The sequence below is a fragment of the Microbacterium hydrocarbonoxydans genome, from assembly GCF_900105205.1.
Lineage (GTDB): Bacteria > Actinomycetota > Actinomycetes > Actinomycetales > Microbacteriaceae > Microbacterium > Microbacterium hydrocarbonoxydans.
On the sequence record NZ_FNSQ01000005.1, the window covers coordinates 2,572,013 to 2,598,367 of the forward strand.

Annotated in this window: 29 protein-coding genes; 12 read left to right on the top strand and 17 right to left on the bottom strand. The window is 69.6% G+C overall.

Features of this window, described 5'->3' with window-relative positions; translation table 11 throughout:
* Positions 1–11 precede the first annotated feature (11 nt).
* Positions 12–1,535 (top strand): DEAD/DEAH box helicase, encoded by a 1,524-nt coding sequence (locus tag BLW44_RS12745; RefSeq protein ID WP_060926984.1) that lies wholly within the window; start codon positions 12–14, stop codon positions 1,533–1,535.
* Here the strand turns inward: BLW44_RS12745 and BLW44_RS12750 are convergent.
* Positions 1,445–2,458, bottom strand: a complete 1,014-nt coding sequence (locus BLW44_RS12750; RefSeq protein ID WP_082724535.1) for a DUF817 domain-containing protein — start codon at positions 2,456–2,458, stop codon at positions 1,445–1,447. The genes BLW44_RS12745 and BLW44_RS12750 overlap by 91 nt on opposite strands.
* Before the next feature lie 63 nt (positions 2,459–2,521).
* Positions 2,522–3,397, bottom strand: coding sequence for a PHP domain-containing protein (locus tag BLW44_RS12755; RefSeq protein WP_060926983.1), 876 nt, complete (start codon positions 3,395–3,397; stop codon positions 2,522–2,524).
* A gap of 98 nt (positions 3,398–3,495) precedes the next feature.
* Between BLW44_RS12755 and BLW44_RS12760 the strand changes: the two genes are divergently transcribed.
* Genes BLW44_RS12760 through BLW44_RS12770 form a run of 3 tightly spaced genes read left to right on the top strand, consistent with a single transcriptional unit; the run spans position 3,496 to position 6,883 of the window.
* On the top strand, positions 3,496–4,518 hold the full coding sequence (locus tag BLW44_RS12760; protein ID WP_060926982.1) for an endonuclease/exonuclease/phosphatase family protein: 1,023 nt from the start codon (positions 3,496–3,498) through the stop codon (positions 4,516–4,518).
* Positions 4,519–4,555: 37 nt separating this feature from the next.
* Complete coding sequence (locus tag BLW44_RS12765) at positions 4,556–5,980, top strand: aminopeptidase P family protein (protein WP_060926981.1); 1,425 nt, start codon at positions 4,556–4,558, stop codon at positions 5,978–5,980.
* Positions 5,981–5,989: 9 nt separating this feature from the next.
* A complete protein-coding gene (locus BLW44_RS12770; RefSeq protein WP_060926980.1) occupies positions 5,990–6,883 on the top strand; it encodes an aminoglycoside phosphotransferase family protein in 894 nt (297 codons plus the stop codon).
* On the opposite strand, the gene BLW44_RS12775 is transcribed toward BLW44_RS12770, so the two are convergent.
* The 3 genes from BLW44_RS12775 to BLW44_RS12785 form a co-directional block, all read right to left on the bottom strand.
* On the bottom strand, positions 6,884–7,531 hold the full coding sequence (locus BLW44_RS12775; protein ID WP_060926979.1) for an alpha/beta hydrolase family protein: 648 nt from the start codon (positions 7,529–7,531) through the stop codon (positions 6,884–6,886).
* On the bottom strand, positions 7,531–8,055 hold the full coding sequence (locus BLW44_RS17540; protein WP_175473394.1) for a DUF4870 domain-containing protein: 525 nt from the start codon (positions 8,053–8,055) through the stop codon (positions 7,531–7,533). Before BLW44_RS17540 ends, BLW44_RS12775 begins: the two co-directional genes overlap by 1 nt.
* Positions 8,056–8,270: 215 nt before the next feature.
* On the bottom strand, positions 8,271–9,038 hold the full coding sequence (locus tag BLW44_RS12785) for a YflT domain-containing protein (protein WP_060926978.1): 768 nt from the start codon (positions 9,036–9,038) through the stop codon (positions 8,271–8,273).
* Between the two features lie 111 nt (positions 9,039–9,149).
* Between BLW44_RS12785 and BLW44_RS12790 the strand changes: the two genes are divergently transcribed.
* Genes BLW44_RS12790 through BLW44_RS12805 form a run of 4 tightly spaced genes read left to right on the top strand, consistent with a single transcriptional unit; the run spans position 9,150 to position 12,547 of the window.
* Positions 9,150–10,415, top strand: a complete 1,266-nt coding sequence (locus BLW44_RS12790; protein ID WP_060926977.1) for a magnesium transporter MgtE N-terminal domain-containing protein — start codon at positions 9,150–9,152, stop codon at positions 10,413–10,415.
* The gene (locus tag BLW44_RS12795) at positions 10,415–10,951 is read left to right on the top strand and encodes a DUF1003 domain-containing protein (protein WP_060926976.1); all 537 of its coding nucleotides are present in this window, start codon (positions 10,415–10,417) and stop codon (positions 10,949–10,951) included. Before BLW44_RS12790 ends, BLW44_RS12795 begins: the two co-directional genes overlap by 1 nt.
* The gene (locus tag BLW44_RS12800) at positions 10,948–12,066 is read left to right on the top strand and encodes a P-loop NTPase (RefSeq protein WP_060926975.1); all 1,119 of its coding nucleotides are present in this window, start codon (positions 10,948–10,950) and stop codon (positions 12,064–12,066) included. The genes BLW44_RS12795 and BLW44_RS12800 overlap by 4 nt, the downstream gene beginning before the upstream one ends.
* A gap of 7 nt (positions 12,067–12,073) precedes the next feature.
* On the top strand, positions 12,074–12,547 hold the full coding sequence (locus tag BLW44_RS12805) for a YcxB family protein (RefSeq protein WP_060926974.1): 474 nt from the start codon (positions 12,074–12,076) through the stop codon (positions 12,545–12,547).
* Between the two features lie 58 nt (positions 12,548–12,605).
* Here the strand turns inward: BLW44_RS12805 and BLW44_RS12810 are convergent, their stop codons facing one another.
* Positions 12,606–12,992 (bottom strand): twin-arginine translocase TatA/TatE family subunit, encoded by a 387-nt coding sequence (locus BLW44_RS12810; protein WP_060926973.1) that lies wholly within the window; start codon positions 12,990–12,992, stop codon positions 12,606–12,608.
* 89 nt (positions 12,993–13,081) lie between these two features.
* Here BLW44_RS12810 and BLW44_RS12815 point away from each other — a divergent pair, with 89 nt between their 5' ends.
* Entirely contained in the window at positions 13,082–13,717 is a 636-nt protein-coding gene (locus BLW44_RS12815; RefSeq protein WP_060926972.1) for an O-methyltransferase, read from the top strand.
* Between the two features lie 92 nt (positions 13,718–13,809).
* Here the strand turns inward: BLW44_RS12815 and BLW44_RS12820 are convergent, their stop codons facing one another.
* From BLW44_RS12820 to dapE, 3 genes are all read right to left on the bottom strand, one after another.
* Entirely contained in the window at positions 13,810–13,983 is a 174-nt protein-coding gene (locus BLW44_RS12820; RefSeq protein ID WP_017203323.1) for a DUF3117 domain-containing protein, read from the bottom strand.
* A 95-nt stretch (positions 13,984–14,078) separates the two neighbouring features.
* Positions 14,079–15,296: a hypothetical protein gene (locus BLW44_RS12825; RefSeq protein WP_060926971.1), complete on the bottom strand. Its 1,218-nt coding sequence runs from the start codon at positions 15,294–15,296 to the stop codon at positions 14,079–14,081.
* Entirely contained in the window at positions 15,278–16,351 is a 1,074-nt protein-coding gene (gene dapE / locus BLW44_RS12830; RefSeq protein ID WP_060926970.1) for a succinyl-diaminopimelate desuccinylase, read from the bottom strand. The genes BLW44_RS12825 and dapE overlap by 19 nt, the downstream gene beginning before the upstream one ends.
* Before the next feature lie 64 nt (positions 16,352–16,415).
* Here dapE and dapD point away from each other — a divergent pair, with 64 nt between their 5' ends.
* The gene (dapD, locus tag BLW44_RS12835; RefSeq protein ID WP_060926969.1) at positions 16,416–17,369 is read left to right on the top strand and encodes a 2,3,4,5-tetrahydropyridine-2,6-dicarboxylate N-succinyltransferase; all 954 of its coding nucleotides are present in this window, start codon (positions 16,416–16,418) and stop codon (positions 17,367–17,369) included.
* A gap of 247 nt (positions 17,370–17,616) precedes the next feature.
* Positions 17,617–19,038, top strand: a complete 1,422-nt coding sequence (locus BLW44_RS12840) for a DEAD/DEAH box helicase (RefSeq protein ID WP_074731805.1) — start codon at positions 17,617–17,619, stop codon at positions 19,036–19,038.
* Between the two features lie 69 nt (positions 19,039–19,107).
* Here the strand turns inward: BLW44_RS12840 and BLW44_RS12845 are convergent, their stop codons facing one another.
* The 7 genes from BLW44_RS12845 to BLW44_RS12875 all read right to left on the bottom strand — a co-directional run bounded on the left by BLW44_RS12845 (position 19,108) and on the right by BLW44_RS12875 (position 24,034).
* Entirely contained in the window at positions 19,108–19,578 is a 471-nt protein-coding gene (locus BLW44_RS12845; RefSeq protein ID WP_060926731.1) for an SRPBCC family protein, read from the bottom strand.
* An 11-nt stretch (positions 19,579–19,589) separates the two neighbouring features.
* Positions 19,590–20,885: a citrate synthase gene (locus tag BLW44_RS12850; RefSeq protein WP_074731807.1), complete on the bottom strand. Its 1,296-nt coding sequence runs from the start codon at positions 20,883–20,885 to the stop codon at positions 19,590–19,592.
* 169 nt (positions 20,886–21,054) lie between these two features.
* Complete coding sequence (gene dapC, locus BLW44_RS12855) at positions 21,055–22,167, bottom strand: succinyldiaminopimelate transaminase (RefSeq protein ID WP_060926732.1); 1,113 nt, start codon at positions 22,165–22,167, stop codon at positions 21,055–21,057.
* A 3-nt stretch (positions 22,168–22,170) separates the two neighbouring features.
* Entirely contained in the window at positions 22,171–22,491 is a 321-nt protein-coding gene (gene fdxA, locus BLW44_RS12860) for a ferredoxin (protein WP_042542002.1), read from the bottom strand.
* A 9-nt stretch (positions 22,492–22,500) separates the two neighbouring features.
* Positions 22,501–22,977, bottom strand: a complete 477-nt coding sequence (locus BLW44_RS12865) for a histidinol dehydrogenase (protein WP_245647392.1) — start codon at positions 22,975–22,977, stop codon at positions 22,501–22,503.
* A gap of 35 nt (positions 22,978–23,012) precedes the next feature.
* Positions 23,013–23,327 (bottom strand): AzlD domain-containing protein, encoded by a 315-nt coding sequence (locus tag BLW44_RS12870; protein ID WP_060926733.1) that lies wholly within the window; start codon positions 23,325–23,327, stop codon positions 23,013–23,015.
* A complete protein-coding gene (locus tag BLW44_RS12875; RefSeq protein WP_060926786.1) occupies positions 23,324–24,034 on the bottom strand; it encodes an AzlC family ABC transporter permease in 711 nt (236 codons plus the stop codon). The genes BLW44_RS12870 and BLW44_RS12875 overlap by 4 nt, the downstream gene beginning before the upstream one ends.
* A gap of 93 nt (positions 24,035–24,127) precedes the next feature.
* Here BLW44_RS12875 and BLW44_RS12880 point away from each other — a divergent pair, with 93 nt between their 5' ends.
* Positions 24,128–24,676, top strand: coding sequence for a helix-turn-helix domain-containing protein (locus BLW44_RS12880; RefSeq protein WP_060926734.1), 549 nt, complete (start codon positions 24,128–24,130; stop codon positions 24,674–24,676).
* A gap of 37 nt (positions 24,677–24,713) precedes the next feature.
* Here the strand turns inward: BLW44_RS12880 and BLW44_RS12885 are convergent, their stop codons facing one another.
* Positions 24,714–26,336, bottom strand: a complete 1,623-nt coding sequence (locus BLW44_RS12885) for an MFS transporter (RefSeq protein WP_060926735.1) — start codon at positions 26,334–26,336, stop codon at positions 24,714–24,716.
* Positions 26,337–26,355 lie beyond the last annotated feature (19 nt).

The following is a 26,355-nucleotide window of genomic DNA, read 5'->3' on the forward strand; positions in this document are numbered from 1 at the left end:
GCATCTGAACATTGACTACCTTCGCTGATCTCGGAGTGGATCAGGACATCGTCGACGCACTCGCCTCCAAGGGCATCGTCGACGCGTTCCCGATCCAGGAGCAGACCATCCCCCTCGGCCTTCCCGGCCAGGACATCATCGGCCAGGCCAAGACCGGCACCGGAAAGACCTTCGGCTTCGGCATCCCCGTCGTGCAGCGCCTCGGTCAGAACCCGGAGCACGGCGTCAAGGCGCTCATCGTCGTCCCCACCCGCGAGCTCGCGGTGCAGGTCTACGAGGACATCGACCTGCTGACCAGCAACCGCTCGACCAGTGTGGTCGCGATCTACGGCGGCAAGGCCTACGAGGGTCAGATCGACCAGCTCAAGGCCGGAGCACAGATCGTCGTCGGCACCCCGGGGCGTCTCATCGACCTGGCGGGTCAGCGTCTGCTCGACCTCTCGAACGCGACCGAGGTCGTGCTCGACGAGGCCGACAAGATGCTCGACCTGGGCTTCCTCGCCGACATCGAGAAGATCTTCCAGCGCGTCCCCGCGGTGCGCCATACCCAGCTGTTCTCGGCCACGATGCCGGGGCCCATCGTCGCGCTGGCTCGTCGGTTCATGTCGAACCCGATCCACATCCGCGCGAGCGATCCCGATGAGGGACTCACTCAGGCCAACATCAAGCACCTGGTCTACCGCGCCCACTCGCTCGACAAGGACGAGATCATCGCGCGCATCCTGCAGGCCGAGGGCCGCGGCAAGACCGTGATCTTCACCCGCACCAAGCGCGCGGCGCAGCGCCTGGTCGATGAGCTCGGCGACCGTGGCTTCAACGTCGGCGGCGTGCACGGCGACATGGGCCAGGACCAGCGCGAGCGCTCGATGGCCGCCTTCAAGGCGGGCAAGAGAGACGTTCTCGTGGCGACCGACGTCGCCGCTCGCGGCATCGACGTCGACGACGTCACCCACGTCATCAACCACACCATCCCCGACGAGGACAAGACGTACCTGCACCGCGCCGGCCGCACCGGCCGTGCCGGCAAGACGGGGATCGCGGTGACCTTCGTCGACTGGGAGGACCTGCACAAGTGGGCCCTGATCAATCGCGCTCTCGAGTTCGGTCAGCCGGAGCCCGTCGAGATCTACTCCTCGAGCCCCCAGCTCTACGAAGACCTCGACATCCCGGCCGGCACCAAGGGCCGCCTGGTGTCTGCGCCCAAGACGCAGTCGGTGAAGACTGAGCGTGCGCCTCGCCCCGAGCGTGCGGCGGATGCTGCCGCTGAGGGCACCGCAGAGGGCGGGACTCGTCGCCGTCGTCGTCGTCGCGGCGGAGCGAACCCGGTCGGTTCGACGTTCGCCGAGGGGACCGCTGACGCCTCAAGCGGGGAGACGCCGTCCACTCAGACTGCAGACCGCGCAGCTGATGGCGGTGGCACCCACGACGGCGCGGGCAAGGAGCATCACGACGGCAAGCCGGCACCGGCTCGTCGCCGTCGCCGTCGCCGCGGCGGTGCCGGCGGTACGGGCGCCGCTCCGGTCGCCGGGGCCTGATCGACCTCGGAGGGGGCGGATGCTGCAGCAGCGGCATCCGCCCCCTCTGTCGTCCGCTCCGTGATCCGCCGGCCGGGCGTCGGTCGCCGAGGCGGATAGACCCAGGTGACCATGACGACAGAGATGATCATCAGCAGGAACCACGAGCTCAGCTTGCTCGCCGACACGGGCTGCCAGGCGATGACCTGGTCGGGGTATGCCCAGGCACCGGCCCACGTGCCGATGTTCTCGGCGAGGTAGATGAACACGGCGACTCCGGCGAACACGAGCAGGAGCGGCACCCGGAGCGTCCGCCTCCATACCCGCGCGTGCATGATCGTCGGCGACCAGAGCAGCACGACTGCTCCGAGTAGCACCCACCGGGCATCCCACCACCAGTGATGGGTGAAGAAGTTGACGTAGATGGCCGCCGCGACGACCGTGGTGAGCCAGCGGGCCGGGTAGCGCATGAACCCCAGGTCGAAGAGCCGGTGCACCCTGACCATGTACGACCCGACAGCGGCGTACATGAAGCCGCTGAAGAGCGGCACTCCCCCGATGCGCAGGATGCCGTCCGCGGCATACGCCCATGATCCGACATCCGTCTTGAAGAGCTCCATCGCCGTCCCGGTGAGGTGGAACATCACGACCACCCAGACCTCGCGCCCCGTCTCGAGGCGTGCCGCCAGCATCCCGATCTGGATCAGGATCGCGGTGAGGGTGAGCACGTCATTGCGCGCGACGAGCGCATCATCGGGGTACCAGAGTCGAGCTGCGACGATCGCGATCAGCAGCAGTGCGCCGAAGATGCACGCCCACGCCTGCTTGAGCACGAACACTCCGAGCTCGAGGATCCAGGCCCTGACGCCGCTCGATGACGCGTCCCGCAACAGACGGTGGGCGATCGCATCGATGCGATGCTCCAACGGGGTGGCTCGCTGCATGCCTCGAACCGTATCCGAGCCCCTCGACAGCGAGCAGGGAATATCCCGACAGGACGCCCAGGATCAGGGGTAGCGCGGCGTGGTACCGGTCGCCCGCTCGATGAGTCGCTGCACCATCTCGTCCGACGTCGTGTTCTCCCCGGGGAGATTCGGCTTGCCCGCGCCGTGATAGTCGCTCGAGCCCGTCACGATCAGGTCGTGCGACGCGGCGAGGGCGCGCAGCGTCCGCTTGCCCGCCTCGGTGTTCTCGCGATGGTCGATCTCGAAACCGCCGAGCCCCGCATCGATCAGCCGTTCGATGAACGGCACGGGCATCATCCGGTCACGCCCGGCCGTGACGGGATGCGCGATGATCGGCACTCCCCCGGCGCCCGTGATCAGACGCACAGCGGTCAGCGGGTCCGGCGCATAGTGCGGCTCGTAGTACCCCTCGCGCGGATGCAGGATGCCGTCGAAGGCCTCCGTGCGATCGCGGACGATCCCTCGCGCGATCAGCGCGTCGGCGATGTGGGGTCGTCCCACCGTGGCATCCAGGGTGGTCTGGGCCAGCACGTCGTCCCAGTCCAGGTCGTAGTCTCGGCCGATGCTGCGCACGATCCGCTCGGCCCGGCCGATACGGTCGCCGCGGATGCGGTCCGTCTCGGCGACCAGGTCGGCATCGAGGGGGTCGAACAGGTACCCCAGTACGTGGACGCTGCGCCACTCGTGCTTGGCGGAGAGCTCCATCCCGGGGATGAACGTCATGCCGCGCGCGGCGCTCGCCTCTGCGGCCTCGTCCCACCCGGTCGTGCGGTCGTGGTCGGTGAGCGCGAGGGTGCGTACCCCGTGAGCGTGGGCCTGCCGCACGACCTCGGCCGGTGACTGCGTGCCGTCCGAGTGGTTCGAGTGCATATGCAGGTCGGAGGGACCAGCGAAGCGAGGTGAGGGAGCGACGGCCATCCTCCGAGCGTACCGATGGCGGCGACCGTCGGACGCGCGGCCGGACGCGCGGCGCCCGCGGCAGGGACTTCACAGAGAGGACTTCTAGGCTTGAGGGGATGTTTCGTCTCCTGGGGATCCTCTTCACCGTGCTGCTCGCGATCGCGACGGCGGTCGTGGTGTGGCCGCAGCTCTTCCATCTCGAGCAGACCTTCCCGTTCGCGCAGATCGTGGCCGCACGCGGCGTGGTCCTGGCGGCTTTCCTGGTCGTCGCGGTGCTGTCCTTGCTGCTCCTGCTCGCGAAGCCCCTTCGAGGCTTCGCGGCGTCCGTGCTGATCGTGGCGCTGCTGGGAGCAGCCGCGACCGGCGCGATCGGCTACCTGCGCGGCTTCGGGGCCGACACGCTGCCCGAGCCGACGGAGTCGAGCATCCGGGTGCTCACCTGGAACACCGCGGGAGACGAGGTCTCCGCCGACGAGATCGCACAGCAGATCCTCGATCGCGGCGCCGATGTCGTGGCTCTTCCCGAGACGACGGAGGAGGTCGGTGAGCAGATCGCCGTGATGCTGCGCGAACAGGGCCATCCGATGTGGGTGCACCACGTGCAGTTCAAGCCCGATGTGGTCGACGGACCCAAGTCCTGGCACACGACGGTGCTCGTCTCGCCCGACCTCGGCGAGTACTCCGTCATCGAGTCCTCGGAGGACGGCTCGAACAACACCGGCTCGGTGCCCTCCGCTGTGCTGATGCCGGTCGACGGAAGCGGACCGGCCATCGTCGCCGTTCATGCCGTCGCTCCGCGTATGGAGGACATGGCCCAGTGGCAGAGCGACCTGCGCTGGATCGCGGACCAGTGCCCCGCCGGCGACTTCCTGCTGGCCGGTGATTTCAACGCGACGATCGATCACATGGCGGGCCTCGGAGTCGACGGCGGCGACATGGGCTACTGCCGCGACGCGGCGTCGCGCACGGGCAACGGATTCAGCGGCACCTGGCCGAGCTCGCTGCCGGCGCTGCTCAGCACCCCGATCGATCACGTCATGGCCTCGCCGAACTGGACGCCCACCGGCTCGGTCGTGATCGGCGGCGGAGGCGGCAGCGATCACCGGGGTCTCGTCGTGCAGCTCGAGCCCGCCGGCTGACATCCCGCGCTCCGCCCGCAGGTGACAGACTGGAGGGATGAGCACCGCAGAACCCGACACGATCGCAGAGCCCACCACCGAGACCGCGGCCGCCGCGAGCACGACGACGAACCGCAAGCAGCCCTTCCCGCGCGGATTCCTCGACACGATCTCCACCGGGTGGGCCGAACGACCGGAGTCGATCCCGACGCCCCGTGCCCAGGCGTCGTACGCGGCCGCGCGCCGCGCGGCCGTCTCGGCCGCCTTCCCGGGCCAGCGCCTGGTGATCCCGGCCGGCTCGTTGAAGCAGCGCAGCAACGACACCGACTACCCGTACCGCGCGCACTCCGCGTTCGCGCATCTCACCGGATGGGCGTCGGATGCCGAGCCCGACTCGATCCTGGTCTTCGACCCGACGGAGTCCGGGCACGACGTCACCCTGTTCTTCCGCGAGCGTGCCGACCGGACGACGACCGAGTTCTACGCGGATGCCACGGTCGGCGAGTTCTGGATCGGCCCCCGCCCCTCGCTCGAAGGCGTCTCGGCGGACCTCGACCTCGCCACCGCCCACCTGCAGGACTTCGCGTCCACCGAGGGCGAGCTCGTGCTCGACGAGCACGACGACCTCACCCGCTTCGTCTCGGAGCTGCGCCTGATCAAGGACGAGTACGAGATCGGCGAGATGCGCCGTGCCGTCGACATCACGGCCCAGGGGTTCGAGGACGTCATCCGCTCCCTCCCCGACGCCGTCGCGCACGCGCGGGGCGAGCGCGTCGTCGAGGGCGTGTTCCACCGACGCGCGCGGGAGGATGGAAACGGCGAGGGATACGACACGATCGCCGCCTCCGGCCCGCACGCCTGCTACCTGCACTGGACCCGCAACGACGGCACCGTCGTCCCCGGCGACCTGATCCTCGTCGACGCTGGTGTCGAGGCGGACAGCCTCTACACGGCCGACATCACGCGCACCCTGCCCGTCTCCGGCACCTTCACCGAGGTGCAGCGGCGGGTGTACGAGACAGTGCGCGAGGCCGCTGACGCCGCCTTCGCGGCAGCCAGGATCGGCGTGCGCTTCCGCGAGGTGCACGAGGCCGCGATGCGTGTGATCGCCGCCCGCGTGGCCGAGTGGGGCCTGCTCCCGGTGTCCGCCGAGGAGGCCCTCGACGCAGACGCCGGTGGACAGCACCGCCGCTACATGGTGCACGGCACCTCGCACCACCTCGGCATCGACGTGCACGACTGCGCGCAGGCGCGTCGCGAGATGTACTACGACGGCATCCTCGCTCCTGGCATGGTGTTCACGATCGAGCCGGGGCTGTACTTCCAGATCGACGACCTCACCGTTCCGGCCGAGTACCGCGGGATCGGCGTGCGCATCGAGGACGACATCCTGATGACCGAGGACGGACCCGTCAACCTGTCCGCCGACATCCCGCGCACCGCCGACGAGGTCGAGGCCTGGATCGCGCGAGTCCAGGGCTGACGCACCGAGATGCACGAGGGTGAGCTCGGCCTCTCTGACGATGACGCCGAGCGATTGATCGCTCAGCGCTTCCCCGAGCTCGCCTCCGTGCCGGTGCGGCGGGTGCACACCACCGGCACGGTCAACACGATCGTCCGGATCGGCGACGACCTGGCAGCGCGGTTTCCGCTACTGCCCGAGTCGGAGGCCGTGGTGCGCGCCGAATCGGACGCCCTGGCGGAGCTGGCCGAGTTCAGTGTCATCCCGTCACCGCAGCCGCACGGCGTGGGCGAGCCGACGCCGGAGTACCCCTCCGCCTGGTCGGTGCAGACGTGGCTGCCCGGTGAACCGGCGAGCCCGGTGGACCATGAGTCGTCGGATCCGCTCGCCCTCGACGTCGTCGCGATGGTCTCCGCACTGCGCGCGGCACCCGTCCGCGGGCGCTCCTTCGACGGGCACGGCAGAGGGGGCACACTCACCGACCACGACGAGTGGGTCGCCGAGTGCATCGGGAAGGGCGCGCACCTGCTCGACGCCGATCGGGTGCGACGGCTGTGGGCCGAGCTGCGCGAGCTGCCGTCCGTCGGCCCCGACGTCATGAGCCATCGCGACCTCACGCCGTTCAATCTGCTCGTCTCGCAGAATCGCCTGTCCGGGGTGCTCGACGGCGGCGGCTTCGGTCCCGCCGATCGAGCGCTCGATCTCGTCGTGTGCTGGCACCTCTTCGATGAGCGTCGGCGCGAGCTGATCAGGAGCGGGCTGGATGTCGAGACCGCGGAATGGCGGCGCGGCGCCGCCTGGGCGCTCCAGCAGGCGATGGGCCTGGTCTGGTACTACGAGCGCTCGAACCCGCCGATGAGTGCACTCGGCCTCTCGACCATGCGCCGGCTGCTGCACGACCCGGAGCTGTCGGCGATCGGCTGACTAGGCCGCGAAATCCGCGACGATCGGTGCGAGCGACGCGCCGATCTCGGATGCCGGACGCCGCTGTCCCTTGATCTCGAACGTGTGGCCGCCGCCGTCGATCCAGACCACCCGCGCGTCCTGGCAGGTGGCGACGACCTCCTCGAACTGCGACAGCGGCTGGATGAACGGGTCGTTCGTGCCCTCCACGAACAGCTGCGGGATCGCGATCGCCGGCAGGTGCTCGGCACGGGGCTTCTCGGGCTTGCCCGGAGCATGCAGTGGGTAGCCGAGGTAGGCGAGGCCGTCGACGACGAGTCCCTCCGCCACCGCCATCGAGGCCATCCGGCCGCCGTACGACTTCCCCGCGGCCCAGATCGGCGCCTCGGGAGCCTGCTGTCGCGCGACATCGACGACTGCTCGCCACGTCGCGATCGCGTGGGCAGCCGGTCCGGGCATCCGCCGCCCCTGCTCGACGTACGGGAAGTTGAACCGTAGCGTCCGGAATCCGTGTTCGACCAGCGCCTCCGAGAATCCGAGGAGAAAGGGATGGTCCTTGCCGGTTCCCGCCCCATGAGCGATCACGACGATCGCGCCTTCGCCGTCGCCCGCCCAGTCGGCGGAGACGGTCGTCGGGCCGGTGGGCAGCTCGACGCGGATCTCGGTCATCAGGCGCGCAGGTACGGGATGGCGAACGGCACGCGCATGACCTTGCCGCTCGAGGCGCGCACCATGCCCACGATCACGAGGACGAGGTGGAGCAGCGACAGCGCGAAGTACACGGTGATCGGGATGCCGATCGGATAGAACCCGGTAGGCGAGTCCTCGGTGAGCGTGAAGAGGATCACGAAGTGCGAGACGATGAGGACCGTCGAGACCAGCAGGTAGGTGAGGCCCCAGTTCAGTGCGGCACGCGCGTTCTCACGGGCGACACCGCCGAACCGGCGCGACGCTCCCCCGCTCACCGCCATGGCGATTCCGGACAGGAGTCCCCCCAGGAAAGGCACCGGGAACAGGATCAGGAGGCCGAGGGCCCAGGGCAGCAGTCCCCGCGGCGGAACGGCCGCCGGGTAGGTGCCTGCGGGGTATCCGCCGGTCGGGTAGGCGCCGGGAGTCTGCGGCGGGGCGTACCCCTGCGACTGGGGGTGGACGTACCCGGGCGCCTGAGGAGGCGCATACCCCGGCGCGGACACCTGAGGCTGGACGTACCCTGGAGCCTGAGGCGGGGCGTACCGGGACGCCTGAGGCTGGACGTGCCCTGGCGCTTGAGGCGGCAGGTCGCCGTATACCGGTGCGGCGACCTGTCCGGAACCTCCGGGCGCGGCGGGAGGTGCCGGCGGGACGGGTGGGTGCGCGGGCACGGAGTACGGCTGCGAAGGCTGTCCCGACTCGCGAGGCGCGTCGGCCATCAGGCCGTGCCCGCCGACGTGGGCGGCACCCCGGGCGCACCCGGCTGCTGCGGTTCATCGATCGGAGGAGCGGCGGGATCGGCCGGGCGCGGAGGAACGGCGGGGTCCGACGGAGGAGCGTCCGGACCCCCCAGCGGCGGAGTGGGTTCCGCGGCAGGAACAGGCGAGGACCCGGCAGCGGGCTCCTCCGGTGCGGGAGGGGTCGGTGCGGGAGGAGTCGGTGCGGGCTGGGCGCCCGGCGTGATCCGCTCGCCGTAGCGCGGCGGCTCGTCGAGGTTGACCGGCGCGCGCACCGGGGCGGGCGTCGCCGCACCGAGAGCCAGACGCGCCTTCGCGAGCGAGGATGCCTGCACCCGGACCTCGTAGTGGTCGGCGGCGAACTGGGTGATGCTCGCGAAGTCGCGACGCCGGCGCACGATCGCATAGGTCACGAGGCTCAGCAGCATGCCGAGGGCGACACCGATGAACACGAAGCCGACGAAGAGCTGGATCGGCACCTCGGGGTTCCCGATCACGAGGATGGCAGAGAGGAACAGGCCAATGAGGACGCCGTTGACGGCACCGGACCGTGCCGCTGCGGCATACCCGAGCCGGCCGGTGATCCGCTCGACCGTACGGACGCTCTGGCCGACGATAGCGATGTCGCGCGCAGGCACGTCCTCGGCGATCAGTTTCGACACCGTCTTCTGGGCACCTTCGTAATCACGGGTCGAGGCGACGATCTCGCCTTCATCGCGGCTGTCAGCTGGACGGTTGAGCATGCTCATCCCGCCATTGTTCCATGCCTGTCGATGAGCCGGACGGCGACGGGTCCTCTCGACCCTCCCGTACCGAGTCTCGGCGGCACCCGCACAGGCCCCGCGCACTACGCTGGACGGGTGAGCACACAACGGGTATTCGCCGCGCGCCTTGCAGGGTGCGCCGTCTTCGACCCCGTGGGCGACCGGCTCGGCAAAGTCCGTGATGTCGTCATCGTGTACCGAAGTACCGCGGCACCCCGGGTGATCGGCTTGGTCGTCGAGATCCCAGGACGCCGACAGGTGTTCCTCTCCATCGGACGGGTGACCTCGATCCGAGCGGGGCAGGTCATCAGCACCGGCCTCATCAACGTGCGGCGATTCTCGCCCCGTGCCGGCGAGGTGCGCGTGCTCGCCGAGCTCCTCGGCCGCCGGGTGAGCCTGGTCGACGGCAGCGGCTCCGCGGTGATCGAGGACGTCGCGATCGAACCCAACCGCCTGGGCGAGTGGGCCATCAGCCAACTGTTCCTGCGCCGGCCCAAGACCAGCGCCTCCCCCTTCGCGAAGGGCCCGACGACGTTCGCGGCATGGAACGAGGTCGCGGAGCAGCGTTCTCCCGGAGAGTCGCAGTCCGCAGAGCAGCTCGTCGCGTCGTACTCGGAGCTGCACGCGGCGGACCTCGCGAACACACTGCTCGACCTGCCCCAGCAGCGGATGATCGAGGTCGCCGAGGAACTCTCCGACGACCGGCTCGCCGATGCCCTCGAGGAGATGCCCGAAGACGAGCAGGTGCACATCCTCGACCGGCTCGGCGACGAGCGCGCCGCCGACATCCTCGATCAGATGGAGCCGGACGACGCCGCCGACCTCCTCGCGCAGCTCCCTCCCAGCCGTCTCGAGCAGCTGCTCGAGCTGATGGAGCCGGAAGAGGCCGAGGACGTCAGGATGCTGCTCCGCTACGGCCCCGACACCGCCGGCGGTCTGATGACCCCCGAGCCGATCATCCTCTCGGCCGATGCGACCGTGGCCGAGGCGCTCGCCCTGATCCGCCGACACGAGTTGCACCCCGCCCTGGCGGCGGCCGTGTTCGTCACGCTGCCCCCCTTCGAGACCCCGACCGGTCGACTGCTCGGCATGGTGCACTTCCAGCGGATGCTGCGCTACCCCCCGCACGAGCGGCTCGGCGCGATCATGGACGACAGCCTCGAGCCGGTGCGCGTCACGGCATCCGCCGCAGAGGTCGCCAGGATGCTCGCGAGCTACGACCTGGTCTCGCTGCCCGTCATCGACGCCGCGCACCGCCTCGTCGGCGCGATCAGCATCGACGACGTTCTCGACTACCTGCTGCCCGACGACTGGCGCACACACGACAGTGACGAGCCGACCGCCCCGAAGGAGGTGCGCTGATGGCACGCTCCCGGTCTCCACGCCTCGACGCACCGCTCGGACGCGGCACCTCGCGGCAGCGCTCGACGTCGCGCGACCGGTTCGGTCGGTTCACAGAGTGGGTCGCCCGCGCCATGGGCACCCCGGCCTTCCTGCTGATCCTGACGCTGTTCTGCGTCCTGTGGATCTGCTGGAACACCCTCCTTCCCGACCACCTGCGCTTCGATGACGCGGCGCTCGGCTTCACCGCCCTCACGCTCATGCTCTCGCTGCAGGCGTCGTACGCCGCTCCCCTGATCCTGCTCGCTCAGAACCGTCAGGACGACCGCGACCGGGTCCAGATCGAGCAGGACCGACAGCGGGCCGAACGCAACCTCGCCGACACCGAGTACCTCGCCCGGGAGATCGTGGCACTGCGCATGTCGCTCGAGGAGCGCAACTCGCAGGTCGTCACGCGCGACGTCCTGCGCCACGAGCTCAAGGCGCTGCTCGCTGAACTCGGCGAGCAGGACGAGACTCCCGGCGACCGCAGATCCACCGGCCGATCGTCCTCATGAGCACTGCCGACGCCGTCCGCACCGCCGTCGCCGCCGTCACCGATCCGGAGCTGCGGCGTCCGATCGGCGACCTCGACATGGTGCGGGAGATCACCGTGACCGACGGACTCGCCCAGGTCGGCATCGTGCTCACGATCGTCGGATGCCCGGCTGCCGCACGGATCGAGTCCGATGTGCGGGCGGCAGCGGCCTCGGTCGAGGGCGTGCGCGACGTCGCGGTCGATGTGGGCGTGATGACACCCGTCGAGCGCAAGGCGCTGACCGAGAAGCTCCGAGACGGACGCCCTCCCCGCCAGATGCCGTTCGGCCCCGACTCGCTCACCCGCGTGATCCTGGTCTCCAGCGGCAAGGGCGGCGTGGGCAAGTCCACCGTCACGGCGAACCTCGCCGCAGCCCTCGCGGCTCAGGGGCTGTCGGTGGGTCTCGTCGACGCGGACGTGCACGGCTTCTCGATCCCCGGTCTGCTCGGGATTCCCGCCGGCACCCAGCCGACCCGCATCGACGACCTCATGCTGCCGCCGGTGGCACACGGCGTGAAGACCATCTCGATCGGCATGTTCCTCCGCGACGGCGAGGCCGTGGTCGCCTGGCGCGGTCCGATGCTGCACCGCACGGTGCAGCAGTTCCTGACCGACGTGTTCTTCGGCGACCTCGACATCCTGCTGATCGATATGCCACCGGGCACCGGCGACATCGCGATCTCGATCGGGCAGCTGCTCCCCCACGCCGAGGTCCTCGTCGTCACCACACCGCAGGCGGCGGCCTCCGATGTCGCGATCCGCAGCGGCCTCGTCGCGCGTCAGACCGGCCAGCGCGTGATCGGCGTCATCGAGAACATGGCCGCGTTCGCCCTGCCCGACGGCACCGTCATCGACCTGTTCGGCTCCGGGGGCGGCGCTGCCGTCGCCGCAGCGCTCTCGGAGACGGAGCAGGTGCCGCTGCTGGCCAGCATCCCCCTCAGCCCCGCGCTGCGAGCCGGCGGCGACGTGGGTGTGCCGATCGTCCTCGGCGACACCTCGGATGCGGCGGCCGCAGCGATCCGGGAGCTCGCCACGACACTCGCGACTCAGGGGCGCCGCCTCGCCGGACGCTCCCTCCCGATGACGCTGGGATAGGACGATCATGAGCCTCACCGTCGACGAGCGGCTCCTGCGCGGGATGGCCCGCGATGCCGCGATCTACGCACTGACGCGCCCGGTGGCGATCGTGATGTGGGTCGCTCTCACTGCCGCGCTGGTGCTCAGCATCCTGAACCTCCGTGCGCCCGGGGTGAGGGAGGGCATCTCCGGCCTGCTGCCCGTCCTGAGCATCGGACTCATGCTCTACGCGGTCGTCATGACGATCGCGGGTGCCAGGAGGGCCGTGCGGGCGGCGACGCCTCCCGGCACGTCGGTGTGGGTACGGCTCGGCGAGACCGAGCTGCAGATCGGTGCGGGAACGCGGACATCGGACATCCCGTACACGACGTTCCAGGGCCTGCGTGCAGGGCGCGACGCAGTGATCTTCCGGATCAGCGGGAGCACAGCGGTCACAGCGGTCCCGCGTTCGCTCGTGTCGGACGAGGACATCGCCCGACTGCGCTCGCTGATCGGCTGATCGCGCCCACCCTCGGTGGCGTCGAGTCAGGCGGCGTCGAGGTCAGGTGGCTTCGCAGTCAGGTGGCTTCGCGGTCGTACGGCGGCGGGGTCGACAGCGAGAACTCGGGACGCACCTTCGGGGTCCGCACCGGCTTGACCTCGGGCTCCGCCACCACCGTCTCGGCACGAGCGGGCGACGGCGACCCGTCGTCCTCGAAGAGCGCGTCGCGGATGATGCGACGCGGGTCGTACTGGCGCGGGTCGAGCTTGCGCCAATCGACGTCGTCGATCTCCGGCCCCATCTCATCGCGCACGCGGGACTTGGTGTCCCGCAGGAACTCGCCGGCACGCCGAGCGAGCTTGGCGACGCTCTCCGCGTACCGTGGCAACCGCTCCGGTCCGATGAGCAGCGCAGCGATCAGACCGATCAGCAGCAGCTTCTCGAAGGTGATCCCGAACTGCATCTGTCCAGGCTACCGCCGCGCCTGCGGTTGTGCCGCGCACCGAGCGCATACCCTGGGAGAACACATATCCGAGTCGGGAGAAACAGGCAATGAGCGAGAACGATGCGAACGCACGTCTCATCCGCGAGACCATCGTGGAGCCGTCGCCGATCGCCCGCGCCCGCGCGCACGCCGTCGAGCTCGGCGCGAACCCGATCAGCGCTGCCGTCGGGTCGCAGATCGCCGTGCTCGCCGCCGCGACGGGCGCTCGTTCGATCGTCGAGATCGGCACCGGAGCGGGCGTCTCCGGTCTCTGGCTGCTGCGGGGCGCACCCCAGGCCGTGCTGACGTCGATCGACAACGAGCCCGAGCATCTGGCCGCTGCCCGCCAGGCCTTCTCCGACGCGCGCATCCCGATGACCAAGGCCCGCTTCATCACCGGTCGCGCCGCCGACGTGCTGCCGCGCATGAACGAGGCCTCGTACGACATCGTGCTCGTCGATGCCGATCCCGAGAACGTCATCGACTACGTCGAGCACGGCCTGCGCCTGGTCCGCACCGGCGGCATGGTGCTGGTGCCCCGCATCCTCGCCGGCGGGCGCGTCGCAGATCCCGTGCAGCGCGACGAGGTCACCTCGGCCTACCGCTCCCTCATTCAGGAGACGCAGGAGTCGTCCGCCGTGCTCGCCACCGTCTCGTCCTCGGGTGAGGGGCTGCTGCAGCTCATCAGCGTCGGCGACGCCTGAGCGGCACCCCGCTTCCTGGCATACGGAAGAGGGCGACGGATCGTTGATCCGTCGCCCTCTTCGTGAATCCGCGTGCGCGAATTCGAGTTCGATCAGGCGGGAGCCACGACGGCTGCCAGCACGTCGTGAAGTTCCTTCGCCTCTGCGTCGTTCACGGAGACGACCAAACGGCCGCCGCCTTCGAGCGGGACGCGCACGATGATGAGTCGCCCTTCTTTCACGGCCTCCATGGGTCCGTCTCCGGTCCTCGGCTTCATCGCTGCCATCGTGGGCTCCTTTTCCTCCGGTGGTATGGGATCAGTTTATCGGGTGTTACCCGAACCTGGATGTCGCCTATGAAAAATGCATCAACCCTTAACATTCACGGCACCTGCCAGAAGGTGTTGCCGAGGGCATAGATGTGGTGGATCCAGGTCCATTGGCCGAGCAGACACACCACGAGCACGCCGATGCGCCAGACGCGGGATCTCGGTACGGCGACCGCTCCCCACAGCGGACTCAGCGGCAGCAGCAGCCGGAAGGTGCTCGACTGCGGGAAGAAGACAGCGAGCAGGTACAGCAGATAGCTCGCGCTCCAGAGTCGCAGATCCGGACCGAGCGCGCGCACCTGCGGCAGGTACAGCAGTCCCGCCCCGACGGCGACGATCAGGAGGGCGAGCACCGCCGGCCCCCATCCGGTCGGGAGTCCCCACTGCGCGAACCAGAAGTGGGATGCCTGGATCCACCCGTCGAACGGCACGAATCCGTCGACGCCGCCGACGATCCACAGCCGACGCCAGGCGAGTTCCGTGGCGAGGTACGCATCGGCATCCCCAGTGACGACTCCCGCGATGACCTGCCACGAGAACCCGGCGATCGTCGCGAGTGCACCGAGCGCGACGATGTGCACGATCTCGCGCCCAGCCAGCGGATCCGAGCGACGGTGCCACCAGCGCAGGATACCGTGCAGTCCGAGGTAGAGCGCGAACGCGAGGATGCCCGGCCGGGTGAAGGCCATGATCGGGATGAGCAGGTACAGCCAGGCATACCGTCGCCGAATAGTCGCGTCCAGGGCGAGGAACAGCAGCAGGAGGAACAGCGTCTCGGCGTACCCGACCTGGAACATCGCGGCGATCGGACCGGAGGCGAAGAAGACGACCGCCCACATCGCTGCGCGCCGTCCGACGCGATCCTGAAGCAGGCGGTGCAATGCGAGGCACGCGAAGTACCCGGCGACGAACGACAGCAGGAACGCGCCCATCCCCCAGGACCCGAACGGGAGGCCGATCACCTTCGCGGCGATCGCGAACACCGGCATGAAGGCCCACTGGTTCTCCGCCACCTCGCCGGAGTCTGTGCGCGGAAGCTCCGTGGGATACCCCTCCTCCGCCACGAGCCAGTACCACTGGGCGTCCCAGCCGACCACGAAGTCGGCGAGAGACGGCTCGACACCGAACCGAGAGAACGCCGTCGACTGCGTCGCCGCCACGATCATCATCACCGTGGTCACGGCGCGAGCGGCGAGGTAGACGAGGGCGATCCGCAGCGGCAGCGGCGTCTCGGCCCAGCGCCGTGTGGCCGTCAGCGCGAACTGAGCCATGCGCGCAGTCCTCGCTCGACGGCGTCGATCTGCGCGAGCGGCACGCGCTCCTCGTCGTGGTGGGCGAGGTGCGGGTCCCCTGGTCCGTAGTTGACGGCCGGGATGCCGAGCGCCGAGAACCGTGCGACGTCGGTCCAGCCGTACTTGGGGCGGGGCTCGGCGCCGACGGCCGCCACGAACTCCTGCGCGATGGGCGCGTCGAGCCCTGGACGCGCCCCTTCGGCGGCATCCGTGATCTCGACGTCGAAGCCGGCGAGCAGGTTGCGGATGTGCGCCTCGGCGTCCGCGGCCGATTTGCTGGGCGCGAAGCGGTAGTTCACCTCGACCTCGCAGGCGTCGGGGATCACGTTGCCCGCGACGCCGCCGGTGATGCGCACGGCGCTCATGCTCTCGCGATACAGCAGCCCCTCGACCGGCACCTCCCTGGCGCGGTACTCGGCCAGACGCGCGAGGATCGGCGCGGCGCGGTGGATGGCGTTCTCGCCGATCCAGGCGCGAGCCGCATGCGCGCGCACACCTGTGGTGCGCACGATGGCCCTCATGGTGCCGTTGCAACCACCCTCGACCTGCCCGTTGGACGGCTCGCCCAGGATGGCGAAGTCGGCCTGGAACAGGTCAGGGCGCACGGCGGCGAGCAGCGCCAGCCCGTTCTTGGAGGCCTCGACCTCTTCGTTGTCGTACCACATCCAGGTGATGTCGACCGAGGGCTCGGCGAGCTCGGCCGCGAGCTTGAGCTGCACGGCCGTACCGCTCTTCATGTCGACGGTCCCGCGTCCCCAGAGGTGCGGGACGCCATCGATCTCCACGTCTCGGGTCGGGACGTTGCCGTTGATCGGGACGGTGTCGATGTGTCCGGCGATCGCCACCCGCTGCGCGCGACCGAGGTTCGTGCGCGCGACGATCGTGTTGCCGTGCCGGATGACCTCGAGATGGGGGTACGCCGAGATCGCCTCCTCGATGGCATCCGCGAGCGTCTGCTCGTCACCCGAGACGCTCGGGATGTCGCAGATCGCACGGGTGAGGTCGACGGAGGACGCTGTCAGATCGAGCACCATGCCCCCAGCCTACTTACCCGTCATCCGTGCGATCGCTGCCTGCCCAGCGCGATAGCGTGGAGACATGACTGAGGCGCGCACCGTGTGGGGTACCGGACTTTCGACGATCGCCGGTGACGGCACGGTCCTGGATGCCTGGTTCCCCCAGGTCGGCACGACCGCACCCACCGCGAGCGATGCCGCGGCATCACTGCTGACGATGGACCAGCAGGCCGGTCCCGACGACCGCCGCAACGTCAGGGTCGACCCCGTGCAGCTGCACATCGACCTGGATGCCGCTCCCGCCTCGACGGTCGATGCCTACCTGCGGCTGCACGCGCTGTCGCACCTCGTCGTGCGTCCGAACGAGCTCAACCTCGACGGCATCTTCGCGCACCTCCCGAACGTCGCCTGGACCAATGCGGGCCCCATGCACCCCGCGGATGCTGCGCGCCTGCGCCCCGCGCTGCAGCGCGCCGGCATCCAGGTGCAGGGCCTGGACAAGTTCCCCCGGCTCACCGACTACGTGCAGCCGGAGGGCGTCCGCATCGCCGACGCCTCCCGCGTCCGCCTGGGAGCGCACCTCTCGCCCGGTACGACCGTGATGCACGAGGGGTTCGTGAACTTCAATGCCGGCACTCTCGGCGCGTCGATGGTCGAGGGACGGATCTCGCAGGGCGTCGTCGTGGGCGACGGCAGCGACATCGGCGGTGGCTCGTCGATCATGGGCACCCTGTCAGGAGGCGGATCGCACCGCGTCTCGATCGGGGCGCGCACTCTGCTCGGCGCCAACGCCGGCATCGGCATCTCGCTCGGTGACGACTGCGTCGTCGAGGCCGGCCTGTACGTCACCGCCGGCACCAAGATCGTGCTCGTCGACGGCCCCGTCACCGCCGACGGCGGCCGCACGACGGTCAAGGGTGCCGAGCTGTCAGGTCGAGACGGGCTGCTGTTCCGCCGCAACTCGCTGAGCGGAGCCGTCGAGGCCGTGCGTCGCGCCGGAGTCGGAGTCACCCTCAACGAGGCACTGCACGCCTGACGGGGAGTGCCGTTCCTGGGGCCGGCGACTCGCGGCGCACGCGTCGTCCCAGGCTTCTCCCCTGTGCGCGTGATAGTGTCGGGCTGACGCTCCTCGCGATGCGAAGCGTCTGCGTCGTCGACACGCTCCCGCGCCACTTGCTTGGTTCTGGCCATTTCGAACGGCGAAACGATGCGCGATCCCGCGCCGTCGCCCACCTTCCCGCACCCGGCCGAATCATCCGTCGGTGCATTCTCGGAGATACCCCATGACTTCCTTCCTCGATCTCGGCGTGCCCGCCGACCTCGCCGCCGTCCTCTCGAAGGACGGCAAGACCGAGGCGTTCGCGATTCAGCGCGACACGCTTCCTGACTCGCTGGCCGGCCGTGACCTGCTCGGCCGCGGCCGCACCGGCAGCGGCAAGACGATCGCGTTCGCACTCCCGCTCGTCTCCCGACTCTCCGCCTCCTCCCGCACGAGCCGTCCGGGACACCCCCGTGGCCTGGTGCTGGCGCCGACCCGTGAACTCGCGACCCAGATCGCTGCGACCATCGCCCCGCTCGCCGAGGCGAAGGGCCTGCGCGTCACCACCGTGTTCGGCGGCGTCAGTCAGCGCCCGCAGGAGCAGGCCATGCGCAGCGGCGTCGACATCGTCGTGGCGTGCCCCGGCCGCCTCGAAGACCTCATGAAGCAGCGGGTCGTCCAGCTCGACGCGGTAGAGGTGACCGTGCTCGACGAGGCCGACCACATGGCCGACCTCGGCTTCCTGCCCGGCGTCACCCGCATCCTCACCGCCACTCCGGCCGGCGGGCAGCGACTGCTGTTCAGCGCCACGCTGGATCGCGGCATCGACACGCTCGCCCGCCGCTTCCTCTCCAACGCCGTCAGCCACGAGGTCGACGAGGAGAGCGTGCCCGTCGGCGAGATGACCCACCGGGTGCTCGTCGTCGACTCCACCGACAACAAGACCACGCTGGTGCGCGAGCTCGCCTCCGGCACCGGTCGTCGCATCCTCTTCACTCGCACGAAGCACCAGGCGAAGAAGCTCGCCAAGCAGCTCACCGCGGCGGGCATCCCCGCCGTCGACCTGCACGGCAACCTCTCGCAGAACGCCCGCGAGCGCAACCTCGGCGCGTTCTCGTCCGACCCCGCTGAGGGAGGCGTGCGCGTGCTCGTCGCGACCGACGTCGCCGCCCGCGGTGTGCACGTGGACAACGTCGATCTCGTCGTCCACGTCGACCCGCCCATGGAGCACAAGGCGTACCTGCACCGCTCGGGTCGTACCGCGCGTGCCGGCGCGGCAGGCACCGTGGTGACGGTCGTCCTGCCCGAGCAGCGCCGCGACGTCAAGGACCTGCTCCGCAAGGCGGCCATCTCGGCCGCCCTCGAGGACGTCACGTCCGCCGCGGTCACCGAGCTCGTGCCGGAGCGCGCGCCGCACGTGCGTCCCGCACCCGTCCAGGTGCAGCGCCAGGCGACGAAGCAGCGTCCGGCCGGCGGCGAGCGGAACTCCGCAGCGAACCCGCCGTCGCGTCGCAGCCGTCGTCCCCGCTCGGGCCAGGGCGGTCAGGGCGGTCAGGGCGCGCAGGCCGGCTCCCGCCAGGGCGGTCAGTCTCGCGCCGGAAGCCAGGGCGGCCAGTCTCGCAGCGGCGGCCAGGGCGGCCGCGGTCGCAGCTCGCAGGGTCGCTGACCCACAGACATCAGAGGCGGATGCGTCGATGCTCAGGCATCGGGGCATCCGCCTTCGTCATGTCCCGAGTCAGGACCGCACGGCCGCCAGGACCTCGGGATCGACGCAGCCGCGCGCGAAGCCCGCGATGCGCCTGCGGACCTCGAACCCGAGCACTCGGACGCCGATCCACTCCGCGATCGGTGCGAGCCAGGCGGGCCTGCACGAGAAGTTGTACTTCCAGACGGCGAGAGTGCCCTCAGGGACCGCGGTGAAGCGCCAGCCGCCGCCGAGCTTGATGAAGAACCACGGGCCCTCCTCCATCACCATGCCGACGTTCGTGGGCGGTGCGTAGGAGACGTAGCGGCTCACCATCGACAGGCCGAGCCGCTGCCGCGTGAACGTGCGTACGTCCTTCGCCGGCTTCTGCGCGTCGTCGAGGAAGTGCTGCTCGCTGATGAAGGGGTCCCAGCGCCGACGGACGCTGCCGGTCGTCTGCGAGACGGCGAACGCGGTCGCAGGATTCACAGGAACGATCGCCTCCGCGCTGACGACAGGCATCGCGGCTGACCTCAGCGGGTCTGGAAGGTGCGCTCCGGCGACCCCGTGTAGAGCTGCTGCGGGCGGCCGATCTTGGTCTGCGGGTCGAGCTGCAGCTCGCGCCACTGGGCGAGCCAGCCGGGCAGACGGCCGATCGCGAACAGCACCGTGAACATGCGCGTCGGGAAGCCCATCGCCTTGTAGATGACGCCGGTGTAGAAGTCGACGTTCGGGTACAGACGACGCTCCTTGAAGTAGTCGTCGGCGAGCGCGATCTCCTCGAGCTCCTGAGCGAGGTCGAGGAGCGGGTCGGTGACACCGAGCTCCGAGAGCACCTCTCGCGCCGCTTCCTTGACGAGCTTGGCGCGCGGGTCGTAGTTCTTGTAGACCCGGTGCCCGAAGCCCATCAGCTTCACGCCCTCTTCCTTGTTCTTCACGCGCTCCACGAACCGCGACACGCTCTGACCCGAGTCACGGATCTGTCCGAGCATCGTCAGCACGGCCTCGTTCGCCCCACCGTGCAGTGGACCGGAGAGAGCCTGGATCCCGGCCGAGATCGAGGCGAACTGGTTCGCCCCCGTGGAGCCGACGAGACGGACGGTCGAGGTCGACGCGTTCTGCTCGTGGTCCTCGTGGAGGATCAGCAGCAGCTCGAGCGCCTTCGACATCACCGGGTTCATCTCGTATGGCTCGGAGAGCACACCGAAGTTGAGCTTGAGGAAGTTCTCGACGAAGCCGAGCGAGTTGTCGGGGTACAGGAAGGCCTGTCCGACGCTCTTCTTGTGCGCGTAGGCGGCGATGACCGGGAGCTTCGCGAGCATGCGGATCGTGTTGAGCTCGACGTGCTCGGGGTTGTGCGGATCGGTCTGACCCTCGTAGTAGGTCGAGAGGGCTGCGACTGCCGAGGAGAGCACCGACATGGGGTGCGCGGTGTGCGGCAGCGCCGAGAAGAAGCGCTTGAGATCTTCGTGCAGCAGCGTGTGCCGACGGATCTTCTCGTCGAACTCGGCGAGCTCGGCCGCGGAGGGCAGCTCGCCGTAGATCAGGAGCCAGGCGACCTCGAGGTAGCTGGTGTTGCCGGCCAGCTGCTCGATCGGGTAGCCGCGATAGCGCAGGATGCCCTTGTCGCCGTCGATGAAGGTGATGTCCGACTTGGTGGACGCGGTGTTGACGAAGCCGTAGTCGAGACCCGTGTAGCCCGTCTGGCGGGTCAGCGTCGAGAGGTCGATGCTGTCGTTTCCTGCCGTGCCGCGCACGATCGGGAACTCCGCGGTGGTCTCACCGATCGTCAGCTTCGCCGTCGCCTGCTGCTCTGCCGCTGCGCTCACGCGGACCTCCTCATGGATTTCGATCAAAGCCGGATGGGGCGATGTCACGGCGCTGTGCGCCAGGCCGAATCGAGATCATCGATACACGACCGAATCGCCTTTACAGCCTAGTAGGCACGCAGGCCTACTGTGACAACCGACAAAAGAACCCCGATGGTGAGGCGGGAACCTACAGCGCCTGCGCGTGCAGCCGACGGGCACCCTCGGCGATGCGCTCCGTGGGAGCGGTCAGCGCGAGACGCACGTGCTGCTGCGAGGACGGACCGTAGAACGGACCGGGGCCCGCGAGGATCCCGAGGTCGGCCAGCCGCGCGATGCTCGTCCACGCATCCTCCCCCTCGGTCGCCCAGAGGTAGAGGCCCGCCTCGGAGCCGTCGATCCGGAATCCGGCCGCCTCGAGGGCCGGGCGCAGGAGATCGCGTCGCTCGCGGTAGAGGGCCTTCTGCGACGCCACGTGCTCGTCGTCGCCGAGGGCGACCACCATGGCGTGCTGCACGGGCTCCGGCGGCATGAGCCCGAGGTGCTTCCGGGCGGTGAGGAGCTCGCCGACGATCCTCGCGCATCCGGCGACGAACGCCGCGCGGTATCCCGCGAGGTTCGACTGCTTGCTGAGCGAGTAGACGCTCAGCAGGTTGGCCCTGCTGCCGTCCGTGACACGGGGATCGAGGATCGAAGGGATCGACTCGCTCGCCCAGCGTCCGTCCCACCCCAGCTCGGCATAGCACTCGTCGCTGGCCAGGACCGCCCCGAGCTCGCGGGCGCGACGCACCGCCGCCGCCAGCTCTTCGACCGTCCAAGTACGCCCGTCCGGGTTGCCGGGGGTGTTGATCCAGATCAGCTTCGTGCCCTCGGGCCAGTCCGCCGGGTCGTCGGCCGCGAGCGGGGTGGCGCCCACCACTCGCGCCCCGACCTCGTAGGTCGGGTAGGCGATGCGCGGATGCACGACGATGTCGCCCTCGCCGAGTCCCAGGAGTGTCGGCAGCAGGGCCACGAGCTCCTTGGAGCCGATGGTGGGAAGGACGTTGTCGACCGTGAGATCCGGCACGCCTCTGCGCCGCGCGTACCACTCGACGATCGCTTCGCGCAGGGCCGGCGTGCCGACGGTCTGCGGGTAGGCGTGCGCATCGGTGGCCTCGGCGAGCGCCCGACGGATCAGCTCGGGCGTCGGATCGACCGGCGAGCCGACCGAGAGGTCGACGATCCCCTGCGGATGCAGGGCTGCGCGCTCACGGAACGGGACGACGGCATCCCAGGGGTAGTCGGCGAGGTCGCGGACGCTCACGGACTACTCGCCCTGAGGCGGGAGGGCCGCGATGATCGGGTGGTCGTGCGCGATGACGCCGACCTTGGCCGCTCCACCGGGAGAGCCGACCTCGTCGAAGAACTCCACGTTGGCCTTGTAGTAGTCCTGCCACTCGTCGGGCAGATCGTCTTCGTAGTAGATCGCCTCGACCGGGCACACCGGCTCGCAGGCGCCGCAGTCGACGCACTCGTCCGGGTGGATGTACAGCGAGCGTTCGCCCTCGTAGATACAGTCAACGGGGCACTCGTCGATGCAGGCGCGATCCTTGACATCGACGCACGGGAGGGCGATCACATACGTCACCCCCTCAGTCTACGACTCGCGGCCTGTCCGATCGCCCAGGGAGGCGTCACGCGGCGCGGTCGGGACCTCGGTGATCAGCGGGGCCGGTGCCGGTACGGGCTCCTGCCGAACGGTCTCGGTGCGCACGGGCAGGCGAGAGAACGAGGGCCACGCGACCGTGAGCAGCACGAGGCCCGCCACGAGGTAGATCCAGATGCGGCCGCTGAGCGTGTCCTCCACGACGACCGAGCCGCCGGGACCCACCCCGGAGATGAGCACCAGCATCCCGAGCATCCCGAGCCCTGCGGCCAGGGTCGCGCCGCGGTCATGGGTGAGAGCGCGGATCGCGACGAGGATCGCGCCGCAGGCGATCGCGCCGACGACGAGCCCGAGCGGGACGGGCCCCCAGACCAGGCTGTGGCCGATGGTGCCGGCGACGCCGAAGACACCGCCGACGAGGGCCGCGGCGACCCAGGAGAGCACCCGGGAGATCCATCCGATACGCACGAGTCGATCCTACGCGGGGTCGAGTCGTGCGCAGGTCATGCGGCGAGGCCGACGAGCCGGAGGATCGCCGCGACCGCCGCCGCCGCCACGACGACGACGAGGAACGACTGCCGAAGCCACAGCAGCCCCGCCGCCACCAGGAGAGCGGGGACCCTGGCATCGACGACCACGGCCTGCCCCGCGCCGAGCGTCTGCACGGCGACGAGGGCGGCCAGCAGTGCGACCGTCAGCAGATCCGAGATCCGCGCCGGCCGCGGGGCCTCGAGCACCCGGGGCGGCACGAGGTATCCGGCCGCCTTCAGCGCGAGGCAGATCAGGGCGGCGAGCAGGATGGCGCTCCAGATGCTCATGACATGCCCTCCCTCGGCGTGGCTGCGGGCGCATCGGCTCGACCGAGCCAGTTGAACCAGCCGACGACGATCGCCACGACCGCGGCGACGAGCACGGGCAGGCCGGGCATGAGCACCGGAGTGAGGGAGGCTGCGACGACGGCGGCGGCGACCCCCACCGCGATGGCCTGCCGCTCTTTGAGGCGCGGCCACAGCAGCGCGAGGAACGCGGCGGCCGCCGCGGCATCGAGTCCCCAGGTCTGCGGATCGCCCAGCACGTCGCCCACCAGCGCTCCGACCAGGGTGGTGATGTTCCATCCGATGAAGATTCCGATGCCGGTCACCCAGAAGCCGACCTGGCGCAGCCGCGGGTCGACCTGCGAGATCGCGACAGCGGTCGACTCGTCGATCGTGAAGTGGGCCGCCGCGACTCGGAGGCGTGGCGTCGTGCCGACGATCGGCGACATCCGCATGCCGTAAGCGACGTTGCGTACACCGAGGAGCGCGGCGGAGGCGATGGCCGACGGCAGTGCCGACACTCCCCCGGCGGCGAAGACGCCGACGAAGGCGAACTGCGACCCTCCGGTGAACATCAGCAGGCTGAGGACGCAGGTCTGCCACACGTCGAGGCCGGATGCCACGGCGAGCGCACCGAAGGAGACTCCGTAGGCGCTGGTCGCCAGCACGACGCCGAGCGCCTCACGCCAGACTTCCCGTTCGGCGGTCACGGCCGGACCGTTCGCTCTGATGAACACACGTACATCATTCTGAACATCGTTTCATGCATAGTCAAGCGAACGATCGTTTGACATGATGAACACATGGAGGATCTGCGAACCCGCATCGCCCGCACCCTGCGCCGGGAGCGCGAGGGGGCCGGACTGTCCGTGTCGGAGCTCGCTCGTCGGGCGGGCATCTCGAAGGCCACGGTCTCGCAGCTCGAATCGGGGGCCGGCAACCCCAGCGTCGAGACTCTGTGGGCGCTGGGCGTCGCCCTGGGCGTCCCCTTCGCGGTGCTCGTCGATCAGCAGACGAGCGCGCCGACCCTGATCCGCGCCGGCGACCTCTCGGGTGTGCCGTCGGCGGCGTCCGTGTACAACGCGACCCTGCTCTCAGCGAGCCCGCCCGGCGCACGCCGCGACCTGTACGTGATCACGGCCGAGCCCGGCGATCCCCGCGTCTCGGATCCGCATCACCCCGGCACGACCGAGCACGTGATCCTCATCTCCGGACGGGCGCGAACCGGCCCGGTCGACGAGCCCGTGCTCCTGGAGCCCGGCGACTACCTGTCGTACCCGGGTGACGCGCCGCACGTGTTCGAGGCCGTCGTTCCCGGGACCAGCGCCGTGCTCATCTCCGAGCTCCGCTGATCTCCCCAATCCGCAGAGGCCCAGCTGCGCATCCTGATCAGTCAGCGGGCGCCGGCGACGGATCCGGGATCTCGTCCGGCTTGTACTTCGGCAGGCGGGATGCCGGCAGGATCGCCACGGCGCTGAGCCCTGCGAGCAGCAGCAGACCGAGCCGGAGTGTGCCGAGCCTGGACTCCTCGTTGACGGCGACCGCCGCATCGACCTGCTCCGGGGTGGCATCCGTCCCCTCGAGCACCGCACGCAGGTCGTCGTTGCTGACGAAGTTGACCTTGTCCATGTCGACCTGCGAGACGAGCTCCGGCGGCAGTTCCGGGTGCTCGACCACGGCTCTGCCGACACTCAACCCCAGCAGCGACACCAGCAGGGCGCCCGCCAGTGCCGTGCCGACCGCCGATGCGAGGTTCTGCGTCGTGCCGCGCAGCGAGCCGACGTCGCCCGCGAGCTCCGCGGGCGCGGCAGTGACGAGGACGTTGAAGACGAGGGTGACGAGCGCGCCCTGCCCGATGCCGAACACGATGAGTCCGAGGATCGTGGGCAGCGTCTCCCAGTTGTTGTCGACGACCACCGACAGCCAGATGAGCGCGACGGTCGTCAGGATGAACCCGAACACGCCGATCACCCGAGGCGGGTACGTCTTGTAGAACCGCACGACGAGCGTCGCCGTGATGAAGACGGTCAGGTTGAACGGCATCATCGCGAGCGAGGTGTCGAAGGGCGTCCGGCCCTGGACGATCTGGATGTACAGCGGGATCGTGAAGTTCACGCACGCTTCCAGCGCCACGACGATGAACATCGCGTACACCGCCGCCCGCTCCTTCGAGGAGTTCAGCACGCTGAGGTCGATGAGCGGCACCTTGCCCTCTGCCATCCGCCGTCGGGTCCACACGAAGAAGACCTGCCCGAGGACGATCCCGACCACGATGAACGCCGGCGCCGGCGACAGCCCGAGGATGCTGAACGGTGCCGCATCCGTGGCTGCGACCGCGCCCCAGCCGTTGAGGTTGTTGAACCCCAGGGTGAGCAGGACGATGGCCGCACCGATCAGCAGCGATGCGACGAGATCGATGCGGATGGAGGCATCGCCCCGATCGCCGCGGAGGGTGAAGCTGAACGCGAAGACCACCACCGCGATGCCGAGGACGATGAAGAACATCGGTCGCCAGCCGACCAGGGTGCCCAGGGTGCCGCCGATCAGGAAGGCGGTGACGCCGGAGATCGCCCGAGCCGAGCCGATCGCCCCGATCGCCGTCGCCTGCTGCGGGCCGCGGTAGTTCTCGGCGATCAACGCGACGATGGAGGGGACGATGATGGCGGCGGCCGCACCGGCGACCGCCTGACCGGCGATCGCCCAGCCGATGCTCGGCGACACGATCATCAGCACCGAGGACGCAGCGAACAGGCCGATCACGATGCGGAAGATCAGCACCCAGCCGATCCGCTGACCGAGCTTGGCGCCCGTCATGACGAGGGCGGCGACGGCCAGTCCATACATGACGATGGTGGTGCTCGCGACGGTGGGCGGCACGCCGAACTCGTCGACCATGCCACCGAGTGAGATCGGCAGGGCCGCGACGTTGAACGACATCAGGACCTGGGCGAGGAAGAGGCTGATCAGCGGCATCCAGGATGCCTTGACCGTCGCCTGCGCGGTGTGCGTCATGGGGTGTCCTCTCGACGGG

Coding starts and splice junctions, on each gene's coding strand:
- BLW44_RS12750 (WP_082724535.1), bottom strand. CDS start 2,458: ATGCAGCGAGCCACCCCGTTGGAGCATCGCATCGATGCGATCGCCCAC.
- BLW44_RS12755 (WP_060926983.1), bottom strand. CDS start 3,397: ATGGCCGTCGCTCCCTCACCTCGCTTCGCTGGTCCCTCCGACCTGCAT.
- BLW44_RS12760 (WP_060926982.1), top strand. CDS start 3,496: ATGTTTCGTCTCCTGGGGATCCTCTTCACCGTGCTGCTCGCGATCGCG.
- BLW44_RS12765 (WP_060926981.1), top strand. CDS start 4,556: ATGAGCACCGCAGAACCCGACACGATCGCAGAGCCCACCACCGAGACC.
- BLW44_RS12770 (WP_060926980.1), top strand. CDS start 5,990: ATGCACGAGGGTGAGCTCGGCCTCTCTGACGATGACGCCGAGCGATTG.
- BLW44_RS12775 (WP_060926979.1), bottom strand. CDS start 7,531: ATGACCGAGATCCGCGTCGAGCTGCCCACCGGCCCGACGACCGTCTCC.
- BLW44_RS12785 (WP_060926978.1), bottom strand. CDS start 9,038: ATGAGCATGCTCAACCGTCCAGCTGACAGCCGCGATGAAGGCGAGATC.
- BLW44_RS12795 (WP_060926976.1), top strand. CDS start 10,415: ATGGCACGCTCCCGGTCTCCACGCCTCGACGCACCGCTCGGACGCGGC.
- BLW44_RS12800 (WP_060926975.1), top strand. CDS start 10,948: ATGAGCACTGCCGACGCCGTCCGCACCGCCGTCGCCGCCGTCACCGAT.
- BLW44_RS12805 (WP_060926974.1), top strand. CDS start 12,074: ATGAGCCTCACCGTCGACGAGCGGCTCCTGCGCGGGATGGCCCGCGAT.
- BLW44_RS12810 (WP_060926973.1), bottom strand. CDS start 12,992: ATGCAGTTCGGGATCACCTTCGAGAAGCTGCTGCTGATCGGTCTGATC.
- BLW44_RS12815 (WP_060926972.1), top strand. CDS start 13,082: ATGAGCGAGAACGATGCGAACGCACGTCTCATCCGCGAGACCATCGTG.
- BLW44_RS12820 (WP_017203323.1), bottom strand. CDS start 13,983: ATGGCAGCGATGAAGCCGAGGACCGGAGACGGACCCATGGAGGCCGTG.
- BLW44_RS12825 (WP_060926971.1), bottom strand. CDS start 15,296: ATGGCTCAGTTCGCGCTGACGGCCACACGGCGCTGGGCCGAGACGCCG.
- dapE (WP_060926970.1), bottom strand. CDS start 16,351: ATGGTGCTCGATCTGACAGCGTCCTCCGTCGACCTCACCCGTGCGATC.
- dapD (WP_060926969.1), top strand. CDS start 16,416: ATGACTGAGGCGCGCACCGTGTGGGGTACCGGACTTTCGACGATCGCC.
- BLW44_RS12840 (WP_074731805.1), top strand. CDS start 17,617: ATGACTTCCTTCCTCGATCTCGGCGTGCCCGCCGACCTCGCCGCCGTC.
- BLW44_RS12845 (WP_060926731.1), bottom strand. CDS start 19,578: ATGCCTGTCGTCAGCGCGGAGGCGATCGTTCCTGTGAATCCTGCGACC.
- BLW44_RS12870 (WP_060926733.1), bottom strand. CDS start 23,327: ATGAGCATCTGGAGCGCCATCCTGCTCGCCGCCCTGATCTGCCTCGCG.
- BLW44_RS12880 (WP_060926734.1), top strand. CDS start 24,128: ATGGAGGATCTGCGAACCCGCATCGCCCGCACCCTGCGCCGGGAGCGC.
- BLW44_RS12885 (WP_060926735.1), bottom strand. CDS start 26,336: ATGACGCACACCGCGCAGGCGACGGTCAAGGCATCCTGGATGCCGCTG.